General features: G+C 60.7%; 1 protein-coding gene. It reads left to right on the top strand.

Features of this window, described 5'->3' with window-relative positions:
* Nucleotides 1-66 precede the first annotated feature (66 nt).
* Nucleotides 67-12,711 (top strand): filamentous haemagglutinin family protein, encoded by a 12,645-nt coding sequence (locus C0Z18_RS07280; protein ID WP_233217222.1) that lies wholly within the window; start codon nucleotides 67-69, stop codon nucleotides 12,709-12,711.
* Nucleotides 12,712-12,722: the final 11 nt, after the last annotated feature.

Here is a 12,722-nt window from a genome sequence, read left to right as displayed (position 1 = left end):
TCGGGGTGGAGAATGGCAGCTCGCGCATGCGCGGTACGAGAACAAGACCTGAACCGTTCGCGGTCGATGCTGAGATCTGATCTGCGGCCGTTGTGCCGGGCGATCGCGATGGTTGTCGCGGCGGGTTTATCGGTGCACGCGCATGCGGGCGGCATCATGAATCTGGGGCATATCGGCAACGGGATGGCGACGGCCGGTGTGGGGGGCGTTGCGGGCGGGGCGATGCCGAACTTGGGCGTGTCGCCGCAGCAGGCATTGCAGGCTAGCCAACCGTCGATCCGCAATCTCGGACACGCCGCGCAAGCGATCGCGGCGCAAATTGCGGCGCAGCAGGCGGCTGCCGCCGCGGCGGCGGCGGCGCCTTCTACGGTGCCCAATGGGTTGACCGTGGGCGGACTTCAGGTCGCGCCGGGGGTAACGTTCGCGCAGGACACTAACGTCAGTCAAACGACGGATACGAGCAAGCCGGTTCTTTGGATCAATGCCAATGGACCGACGCAAACCGTCGATACGAACGGGAACGTCACCGTCGACGTCAAGCAGACCGGGCAGAACGCCGTGCTGACGTGGCAGACGATGAACGTCGGCAAGCAAACCACGCTGAACTTCGATCAATCGGCCGGCACGCAGACGAACGGCGCGAATAACTGGGCCGTGCTCAATCGGATCAACGATCCGAGTGGGGCGCCTAGCCAGATTCTTGGACATGTGAATGCGCAAGGGTCGGTGTATGTCATCAATCGGAACGGCATCGTGTTCGGTGCGGGCTCGCAAGTGAACGTGCATTCGCTCGTGGCCTCGTCGCTGAATTTGCTCGATATGTCGAACAAGCTCGTGCAATCCGACAGTGCGGTGGCGCAGAGCAATCAGCTTTTCCTTGGGATGGCGGCGGGGACCACAGGCGGGCTGGCGAATCCGGAGGCGGGGAGTTCGACGAAGTTGAGCGGGAGCACCGCCAATCCAAACGCCGTGCTTGGCCTCGGGTCACAGTACATCGTCGATGCCAACAACCCGCTTTCGATGCCCGGGGATATTTCGATTGCTCCAGGCGCATCGATTACAACGCACCTGAACGGTACGGTTACCGATGGCGGGTTCGTCATGGTCGCCGCTCCGAACGTTACGAACAGCGGCAGCATAACGGCCACGGCGGGCCAGGTCGTACTTGCCGCCGGTGTCGGTGTCAGCCTCCTACCCAACCCCGGAAGCGGAAATGCCGGGAGCTATGCTCCTCAAACTCTCCTCCCCGAATTGAGCGGTCAAATCGCGCGGATGCAAAACGGCCTTCCGGTCGATCTCACACCGCCGGGAACGCTGATCAACTCAGGGATCGTCCAGGCGTCGCGCGGCACCGTGAATATGCTGGGCAGCCGCATCGCGCAGAACGGTGTCGTCGGGGTGACGACAAGTGTCAGCACTCCGGGCAACATCACGCTCTCCACGGTTGATGAATATTCATCGAATAACCCGCTCGCGCAGTCTTATTCAAGTAACGGGACGCCCGTCTCGATGAACCAACAGTCGGGCGGGATCACCACTCACCGCGCCGGATTGCTCAGTTTCGGGCCCGATTCGGTGACGGCGGTCATGCCCGACGACAACGGGCAAACGGCAACGTCCACGCCGGGCACGATCTTTACACCGGGCAGCGTCAATATGACGGCCGGTTCCGTTTGGTTCGAGGGAGGCTCGCTCATCGAGGCGCCGGGGTCGAAGGTATCGGTAACGGCGCTTACGCCGAAGGTGACGTTCGCTGCGACCCCGCCAGGGCAGATGGCGGTGGAGGGGCGAATCTATCTCGATAACGGCGCGGCCATCGACGTCTCCGGTCTATCCAACGTCGAGTTGCCGATCGCGCAAACGCTCGTAACGATCGACCGGCTCGGACAAAACGAGTTGGCCGATTCGCCGTTGCTGCGTGATGGCTTCTTGTTTGGCATGAAGAATGTCGTTGTCGACGGCACGCTATCCGGTACGCGCAGCGATGGGGTCGAGTGGGTAGGCAGCCCGATTTTGAACCTGTCGGGCTACGTCAACCTCATTCCTCGCACCGTCGACCAACTGCTTACGAACGGCGGCAACATTACGCTCTCAGGCAATGAGGTCATGACGGCTGCCGGATCGTCGATGGATCTGAATGGCGGCTACGTTCACTACGACGGCGGCATGGTGAATACGACGCGCCTTGTCGATGCCAGCGGCGCGATCGTGCCCATCGGACAAGCCAGCCCCTATGACACATTCGTGGGTATAGCCGGAGAGTTCACCGAGAAGCATCCGCGATGGGGTGTAACGAAGACTTGGTACAACACGCTCGAAACGAGCGGCGGATACCAAGGCGACTACATCGTCGGAGGAAATGCCGGCACGCTGGATATCTTCGCGCAAACCGCCGCGGTGCTCGATGGGGATTTCACGGCGCTGGCGTTTGGGGGATCGAAGCAAGCACAGACGAACAACCTACCGAGCGGGGGAACGTTCAACCTGGGCGCGGACGCAAAAGCCACGACGCCGATCAACTCGCTGACGCAGAATCAGCAGAGCGACAAGACGGGCGAGACGAGCCTCGTTATCTTGCAGCCGGACGCTCCGGATCTTCAAGCGCTAGCACCCGGTTTTTCGATCAATACCGCGCTCGACCCCACCGCCTTCGGTTCGATGTCGGCGACGGACCCAAACAATGTGTTCAAGACGATCGTCGTGCCTGTCGGCAGGCTGAACGCGGGCGGCTTCTCGACGCTATATGTCGGTGACGACAAGATCAACGGCAAGGGGTTCGTCGTCGCGCCAGGTACCGCATTGAATCTGCAACCGGGCGGTTCTGTGACGCTTGCGGCGACGGGCTCAACGGGTGCCACGACGACGGTGGCGGGAACGATCTCCGCGCCATCGGGTCATGTGACGATCTCGACGTCCGGGGACCTCACCGTCACGTCCACGGGCTCGATCGACGTCGCCGGGCAGTGGGTCAACAACGACACGCAGAGCGCACCGGCTACGACGCAAGGTAATAGCGAATATATCAACGGCGGGTCGATCAGCTTGTCTGCCGACGGCCACCTCGATTTGCAACCGGGCAGCGTCTTGGATGTGTCGGGCGGCGGCGAAACAACGGCCAAAGGTACGTTACTGACGAGCAACGGGGTGCCGGCGGGCAAGGGCGGTAGCGTGTCCCTCGTCACATATGACGGCGATCTTGCTACGTTGCCGATGGATCCGTACCTGACAATGGCCGGGACGATCCGTAGCTTCGGGTTTTCGGGCGGCGGCACCTTGACGCTCGGTGCCGGAGGATTTCGTATCGGTGGAGATCCGGCTAACGTGTCTCCTTGGGACATCGTGCTGCCGACCGACTTCTTCGAAAAGCAAGGGTTCGGCAACTACGTGCTTAACGCGCTATATAGCGCGAGCGTCGCACCGGGCGCGACGGTGTCGCTGACGCAGGAGAATCTCCTGCCGACGGCAGACGGGCTGCAGCAACTCGGCACTGGAGCCAATCTTGCGACGAGCGGATTGGTGACGGTAGGTGCGCTGGATACATATCATCGGCAGCCTACTAGCCTTGTCATGACCGGCGCCGGATACCTCGGTATCGCGGGGATGCTGAAAGGTCAGGATCGCACGAGCGATTCGCCTCCTGCGATCCCCGCCATCGATGGATCGGTCGGGCAGGTCAGTATCGGGGAAGGGGCGTCCATCATCGGCGATGCGGGAGCGAGCATTGGACTCGGTTCACCGGCGCAGGTGACGGTGCTCGGCTTGCTCATTGCACCCGGCGGGACGATCACGCTATCCGCGGAAAACGGCAGCGGCCATTCGGTCACGGGCCAGCATAATTCCTCCGATGACGCTTCGCTGTCAAGCAATAGTCAATCGGTCTGGCTCGGCCCCAACGCGCTACTCGATGTTTCCGGCGTGGCATTGACCAATCCCCTGGTCGCCCCCATCAAGAGCGGCTCGACGCTCTATACGCCGAAGACCGGAAAAGTGTTGCCGGGCGGCTCGGTGGTCATCGCCGACGACTCCGGGTACATCGTCGCGCAGCCGGGATCGGTCATCAACGTGTCGGGCTCATCGGCGGTATTCGATCAACTCAGTGCCGACGGGCAATACGTGGCAACGTCTGCGTGGAGCGATGCAGGCTCTATCACGCTCGCGGGATCGAGTGGGCTCTACTTCGACGGGACGTTGAAGGGACAGGCAGGAGCGCCGCAAGCTGAGGGCGGCACGCTGTCGCTGACAGTCGACGGCCGACAAGGATTCGCGTTCCGTGCGGATGGATCGAAGCTGCAATTGCCCGGGCCCACCGCAATCGTGTTGCAACAAAGCGGCGATCTGATCCCGCAGGGCCTCACGGTGGGACAAGATATCCTTGCGGCAACCGGCGCGACGATGTCCAACGACGACCAGTCGACTACGACTATCGCGAGCGGCGTATTGCAGTTCGCCGCGGACCGCCTCAAGAATTCGGGCATTTCGACGCTTGTCGTCGGTAACCAAGCCCAGTTCGGCGTCGTTCCGGTCGCATTCTCAGGAAATGTGGATTTGTCGTTGTCAAGGGCCGTCCAGATCTACAGTAATGAGCTTGCCGCGCTTAGCGGCGACCAATTGAACTCGCTGCTACGCGGGGTACAAGACTCACCGGGGCACTACGCCGTTCCGACCATTGCATCGTTGCTAAAGAGCGAAGCCGCATCGACTACGCCGGTCAACATCGATTCCACGGTGAAGATCGATGCACCTTACGTTTCGATCGTCAGCCCGAGGCAGACCATCGCGAATCCGATTGCCCCTATCGCAGCTTCGTCGCGGGGCACGCTCGATATCAACGCTTCATTCATCGATCTTCAGAACCAGTTTCAGCTAAGTAACTTCGGACAAGCGAATCTCAACAGTACGGGCGACATTCGGCTCAGCTCCACGCAGGTTGGTGACTCCTTAATGCCTGGCGTGCTCTATACGCCGGGTAACCTAAGCTTTACCGCCGCCGACCTTTATCCTGCGACGGGAAACGCGTTCATTCTTCAGGCCATGGGTCCGACGCCGACCACGATCTCGTTCGGAGGCAACGGCGGCTCGAGCACACCGCTCTCGGCGGGTGGGTCCCTGCTCGTCGATGCCAACAATATCGTCCAAGCCGGAACAGTTTGCGCGCCGTCCGGTTCGATCGTCTTCGGCGTCGGCGATCCAAACGATAGTGGTACCGAGTCACAGTTCGCGGGGCTGAAACTGGTCGCGACGGATTCTGTCACGTTCGCGAACGGCAGCTTGACGTCAGTGTCGAACGACGGTTCGATCATTCCTTACGGCGTGACGGTTGATGGAACGGATTGGCAATTCAATCCCGATTTGCGGCTTAGCGCAAAGAATCTAACGGCGCCACCGGCAAAATACATCGGCGTCAACGGCAACTCGGTTGAACTGAACAAGGGTGCCACGATCGATCTTTCGGGCGGCGGCGATTTGCAGGCTAGCGAGTGGGTGCCCGGTACCGGCGGTACGCGCGACGTGCTTTCGCAATATACGGTCAGCTACGCCAATAATCCGACGGGTGTGGCGGTGCCGACGAACGTCGGTGCCACGAACGTCTACGCCATTGTTCCCGGCGCACAGTCGCCGGTGTCGGCTTACGATCCGGTGTTCGCACAGACCGTGCAGCCGTCGACCAACGGGAACGGTACAGCCGGAACGACGACGGCTACCCTTGGCATTGGCCAAGCCCAGTTGAACGGCGTCGCTGGACAGGCAGTGTATCTCTCCGGCGTACCGGGGCTTGCGCCGGGGTACTACACGTTGCTACCGGGCAAGTACGCCACGCTGCCCGGCGCCTATCGCGTGACGGTTTCCTCGAACACGGCCGCGGTCGCCCCTGGTGCAACGCAATTGCTGCCTGACGGCACCGTCGTGACGGCCGGCTATTTCGGCGACGCGCTCACGGGTGCACGTAGCGCGACGCCCACCTTATTCAACGTCCAATCCGGCCCGGTGTGGCAACAATCGTCGCAATACACGCTCACGAAAGCGGACAGCTTTTTCACGACGCTCGCGAACACCAAGGGTAACGTAACCCCACCGCTGCCGGCCGATGGCGGGCAATTGGTGCTCGCCGCGACCAAAGCGCTGACGCTCGGTGCAGCGTTGAACACTGCCGCCGATACCGATGGTGCGGCGGCCGAGGTCGACATTGCGTCGCAAGACATTGAAATTACAGGTGGTAACAACGCGCCAGCGCTTCCGGGCTACTTGCAGATCGGCGCCGACGTGCTCGACGGCCTGAACGCCGGCAGCTTGCTCATCGGCGGCACACGGACGGCGACGACTTCCGGCGTCACAATCACCCCGATCGCGGATAGCGTTGTGTTGTCCAATGCGGGCGGCACTGCGTTGACCGGTTCGGAAGTCATGCTTGTCACCAAGACTGACAAGACAAGCACCGATCCTAACGCCGCGAACGGGCTGCGCGTGGATGCCGGCAGCGCGATGACCGCAAGCGGCAGCTACCCCGCGGCAAAGGACGCCTCGATCACCATAGCGGGTGACGGCGCGCTGCTGCGCGTATCGAACGGCGCGATGACGGGCGTCACGCGCACGGGCTCGAGCGGCACGGGCGTCTTGACGATCGGCGCGGGTGCGACGCTCCAAGGCGGGCAAGCCCTTACGCTTGATTCGTCCGGCAATCTGAAGGTCGATCCTACAGCTGTGCTGTCGGGTAACGCGATCGCCGTCGATGGGTCGGCGATCACGCTGACGAGTCAGCAAGGCGCTGCTGCATCGAGCTTGCCGGGTTTCGTGCTGGGGCCGACGGGATTGGCACAGTTGTCGAATTCGAAGCAGATCTTGCTCCGAAGCCTTGGTGCCATCAACTTTGATGGCGACGTCAACGCGACCTTCGGCAACAACGTCGTACTGAGCGCGGGCACCTTCACAGGCGACGGCAACGTGACGCTCAACGCGAAGCAGATTGCGTTCACCAACGATATGGGGGCGCCCGAGGCGACGGCTTCGCTCGGTAACGGAACGCTGACGGTCAATGCACCCGAGATCGATTTCGGTGCGGGTACGAAGAACGCGAGCGGCTTTGGCTCGGTGACGATGAACGCTACGAGCGGAATCGCGGGGCAGGGCTCCGGGACCTTCGACCTCGGCGCCGCGGCGGTTGTGTTGAGCGCGCCGGTATTCTTGGCCGACACGAGCTCGGCGTCGACGATCAAGACGAGCGGGACGCTGACTCTGAATCAAGGCGCGGGTACGGCGCTGAGCCGGCAGGCCGTCGGCGGCGCGGTGAATTTCATCGGTGGCACCATCGCAGACAACGGCGCCCATATCATCGCCCCGGCGGGCAATGTGAGTCTCGAGTCGAGTTCAGGCGACCTCACGATAGGCAACGGATCGACCATCAGTTCCGCCGGCGTAGCGAAGCAATTCTTCGATGTGACGGCATTCGCGCCGGCCGGGTCGATCTCGCTAACGGCCGATAACGGCACCGTCGATGTTCAATCCGGTGCAACGCTCGATTTCTCGGGAGCCAACGGTGGCGGTGCGGCCGGTAGCCTTGCGTTGTCCGCGCCGAAGCAAGGGGTGGACCTTAACGGAACGATCAAGGGCGGAGCCGCAAGCGGCTATATGGGCGGCTCTTTCTCACTTGATACGGCCAGTTCCGCCGATCTCGACAGCTTGGCAGCGACGTTGGCGACAAGCGGTGTGGACGATTCCATCACGATCCATACGAGAACGGGCAATCTGCAACTCTCGGCGGGCAATACGCTGACGGCTTATACCGTCTCGCTGACTGCCGACGGCGGGGCAGGCAGTGCGCGCACGGCGACCGATGGCAATGTCAATGTCCTCGGCACGATCAACGCGTCGGGCAGCACTGGCGGCGAGATTGACCTATATGGTCGCAACGGCGTGGACGTGGACGGTACACTCATCGCGCGCGCTTGCGCAACCGGCAATGCGTGCGACGACCAACCTCAGAATTTGAATCCGAACCAACGCGGCGGGACCGTCAAGATAGGTACCACTGCGCTGTTCAATCCAAACATCGCGCAACCTTACAACACGACGTACGGCTATGAAAATATCGACCCGGCGAACGCGGGTGTCATCTCGATTGGCTCGAACGCGTTGCTCGACGTTTCCGGTGGCACGGCGGGCGGGCTTTCCGGCGGCACGGTCAGTCTTCGTGCGCCGGTGCTCGACGATGGGGCTGTCAACGTGAACATACCGGGGGCCTTCAATGCAGGACGAGGTATCGTCGGTTCGCGGGCAACGACGCTCGAAGCCTATGCGGTATGGAGCACGACGGATGCAACGACGGGAGCACAGCATTTCGACGGCGTGGTAGACCCGGCCGGTTGGTTCGACAACAAGGGACACTTGCTTGCCGGTACCTTCACAGGTCAAGGCAGTGGCGGGACGTTCACGTTCACACCGAATTCGGACGGCACTGCTGGCGGCACGCTGACCAACACGGCAACCGGTGCGCAATTCACGATCGGCAGCGATCCGCAAAGTCTCGCGCAACTCTATACGGGCGTGTCGGCGAATTCATTCACCGGCTTCGGTGGACTCGACAACATGTATTTCGCGCCGACTTCCGTCAATAGCGACCACCAAGCATTCTATGGCTACCAAAGCGACGGCACGACACCCGGCGCGTTGATGAGATTTGTGCAGGCGGGGCTGAGCGGGGTGTCGAATCCTTTTGTTGGCAAGGGCATCGCCAACGCCGCCGTCGTGCCCGGCGTTGAATTGGATAATCCGAGTGCAGCTATCAACGGCGGCGACATCCAAGTGTTGACGACTTGGAACTTGGGTGCGGGGACATCACCTACAAATCTTGCATTCCGGTTTAATGGTCAGGCGCCTATCGTTACGTTCCGCGCGGACGACAACGTGAGGGTAAAGGCGAGCCTCACCGATGGGTTCTTTCAAATTTTGAATCCCGTTGGTGGTGGAGGCACAATCCCCGTGCCGTCACCGTCGACAGTCACTGATGCAACGGCGCTTTATACGCAACCCGCCGGTTACGCCGGACTTTCCTATGGAAAGGGCCTCTCATACTACGGTGTCAATAGCCCATATCCTAGTCAAAGGTATGTGCAGGGACCGGGTAATCCGGTCGGCGGAACCGCGGACGAGATCGCCGAGTACTATGCGCTCTATTCGGCCTATGCCGAATTTCTGGCGTCGCCCGCCCCGAGCTGGCACAACGCGGGCGCTGACATGTTGAACGCCATCATGGGGGCTTCCTCGTACCCGCGAGGTTCGGTGGCTGCACCGGTGCCTCCGTCAGCAAGCCAGCAACAAACGGATCCCGGGTCTTACCTGATCTACGTCAGTCAATATAAGGCGTACTTACTACAGGTTGATGCGCTCAACTCCAAAGGGCACTGGACAAACCCTGAAATGGTTCAGGCGCCACTAGTAGAGCCCGTAACCCCTATTGCTTCGACGACCATTCCAGTCCCCGCTGCAACGGATAATTCGGTGTCGCCGCTTGCCGAGTCCGCGAACCCCTTGCCGGTTCAGTCAGCATCGCTGGCGCAAGAGGCGAGTAGTACGTTCCGCTTGGTGGCTGGTGCGAATCTAACGAGCGCCGATCCTCTCTCGTTGAAACCGGCTTTGACTTTCCGCGGTACATCCGACAGCGGCAACCTGACACTGGATGGTCATTCCGCCTATATCGACGCGAATGGGCTTGCCTTGCTCGCACCGACGGCGATTCGCACGGGAGTAGGCTCACTCAGTCTAGCCTCGGCAAATGGTTTTAGCCTGTTGGACCCCGTCGCGCCCGGCGTTGTGTATACCGCAGGGTCGTCCACGAATGAAGCCCCAAACGGAAATTCTGACATTGCAATCGCGTCCGGTTCAGCTGGCGATCCCGACATCATGGTCTTGCCGACGACGCATCCGAATTCGGCGGGCGACGTCTCGATACTGGCACAGGGCGATATCAAGGGCATCGAATACACCACGGATAGCACCGGTGCCGTGACGGGAAATACCAACAACACGACAAGCCAGTTCTGGTGGCAATGGAGGGAAATTGGAAATCCGATCGGGGCCGTCGGTAGCACCAACCCGCATCAGCAGACAGTGCAAACATCGATCAATTTCGGTGCGTTCGACCAGGGCGTGATGAGTGTCGGTGGCAACGTATCTATTTCCGCAGGCGGCAATATTTCCGACCTCGCCGTCTCTTTGCCGACAACGTGGTATTTGACAGCTACGAATACCGATCAGCCCGTTTTGCATACGGTGGGTGGCGGCAATCTCAGTGTTCGCGCGGGCGGCGATATTCTCAGCGGCGATTATTTCGTCGCGAAGGGCACCGGCAAGATTACGGCCGCAGGACGGATCGGCTCGGACATCAGCGTTTCCTCCGAAAATCTTGGCCAACCGGCGGTCCGTGTGGGCACGGTGCTTGCGACGCAAGACGGGGCCATGAGTGTAGTGGCGAGACAGGGCATCGAGATCGGGGCGATACTGAACCCCTCTGACTCTAGCGTGTTTTCTCTACCCGGAGACGCGACGTCGCGGGAGACCTCTCCTCAGTTAGACGCGTATAGTCACACAAGGCCCGATCTTCAGCCCTATTCGGGCGTATCCGCCGTCACTCTTCTGTCGACGGATGGAGACGTGCAACTGGGTTCGCTCGCGAGTTTGCTGACGGGCGCGACGGGGATGCTACCCGCAAGCCTCGGCGTGACCGCGCTCAACGGTGGCATTTCGATCCAATCTGGGGGGACGCTTTATCCGTCTTCAGTCGGGCAGTTGAATCTTATTGCGGATCAATCGGTTGAGATGTCGAATTCAGCCGTGCTGTTGACCGGCGCCGGGCTTGCGCCGGCGACATTCGGGATGTCCGACTCAGATCCGTCTCTAATGCCGTCACCGACCAACTGGAACGCGAATCCGCCAACTCATGCAACTTTCCCGCTACACCGCAACGACACGACACCCGCGCGCGTGTACAGTTTGAACGGCGACATCGTAGACGGCACGTTGCAGACGTCCGGAAGCGATTCGGGTTTCTATACCGGTGATGTCGTCCTTTCGATCGATAAACCTGCGATCATCGAAGCGGGGCGCGACGTTCTGAATCTCACGTTCGAGGGCCAAAATCTACGGGGCTCTGACGTTACGCGAATCCTGGCGGGCAGAGACATCTATGACGCACCGCTCATCAAACACAACCCCATCTCGCCGTATTTGATCCTTGGCGGACCAGGCACGTTTGACGTGGAGGCGGGCCGCAACATCGGCCCGCTGACAGGGGAGGCAGAATTCCACGCGTTGAACCCCAACGAGCTTGTTCTTCCCCCAACCGGCATCGAAGCGGTCGGCAATTCGAAGAACCCATATTTGCCGCATGAAAGCGCAAACGTCAATGTACTGTTTGGCGTAGGCCCAGGCGTCGACGTGTCGACATTCGTCTCGACGTATATCGATCCTTCCGCAAGCGTCGCGGGCATCTTCAGTGCGACGCCATCGCTCATCGGCTTTATGCAGCAATACGACGAAGGGAAGTATTTAGACACGGGCTTGCTGCAAGACAAGGATGCCGCGCAAAAAGCTGTGGGCAAGTTGACGGCAGCACAAGCATGGTCTCAATTCCAAGCCTTACCCCAAAACGTCCAGCAGCTGTTCGCCGAGCAGGTCTTGTTCAATGTGCTGACGCAGGTCGGAGAAGACTACAACAATCCGAACAGCCGCTATTACCAGCAATACTCGAGAGGGTACCAGGCGATCAATACGTTGTTCCCCGCTGCCTTTGGATATACGAAAAACGGATTGAGCGGCGGACTCAACGGAGCCCAAACGTCGGTCCAGACCGGCAACTTGGACATCCGCGGCACGACGATTCAAACGCAGCAAGGCGGCAGTGTGTCCATTCTCGGGCCGGGTGGCCGCGCCCTGATCGGCAGTAGCTCGGCGCCTCCGGCGATCGTCGATAGCAGTGGCAATGTCGTCGCTGGCCCAAGCACTATGGGCGTGCTTACGCTTGAACAGGGCGACGTCGACATCTTCATCGATCAGAGCTTGCTGTTGGCGCAAAGCCGAGTGTTTACCGAGCAGGGCGGCGACATGACGATCTGGAGCTCGAACGGGGATATCAATGCGGGCAAGGGTTCGAAGTCGTCGGCCGATACACCCGCGCCGCAGTATGTCTGTGACGTGAATCACTACTGTCTCGTCGATGCACGCGCTGAGGTTACCGGAGCGGGCATCGCCACGCTGCAAAGTATTCCTGGGTCGTCGATTGGGACCATCAACCTCATTGCACCGCGCGGCACCGTGGATGCGGGCGATGCGGGTATTCGTGCGGGCAATTTGAATATCGCCGCATTCCGCGTGGCGAATGCCGACAACATCCAGGTGACCGGTACATCAACCGGTATTCCGATTGTGCAGGCAGCGAATACCGGTGCGTTGACGGCGGCGAGTTCGGCGTCATCTGCTGCGAACCAGATGGCCCAGGATATGGCCAAGAAGAACGCCTCCGGCGGCGGACAGCACCGATGGTCCATATCCGTGCAGGTGGAGGGCTTCGGGCAAGCAAACGACGATCGGAAGCGACGCAAGCGCGAGCAGGTCAGCTACGATCCTTCCAGCTCTGTGTCCGTCGTTGGATTCGGAGCAACGAACGCACCGCAGCAGCGTAGTGTAGACGGCGAGCCGGTCAAGCGTTCAGGAGAGATCTGACGCCGATCAGT

Source organism: Trinickia dabaoshanensis (assembly GCF_002879885.1).
Taxonomy (GTDB): Bacteria; Pseudomonadota; Gammaproteobacteria; order Burkholderiales; family Burkholderiaceae; genus Trinickia; species Trinickia dabaoshanensis.
The sequence above is the reverse complement of the archived record's forward strand: the minus strand, read 5'-3'. Positions and strand labels throughout refer to the sequence as shown.

What these genes read in the sequence shown, in the direction of transcription:
- C0Z18_RS07280 (WP_233217222.1), top strand. Translation starts at nt 67, where the DNA reads ATGCTGAGATCTGATCTGCGGCCGTTGTGCCGGGCGATCGCGATGGTT.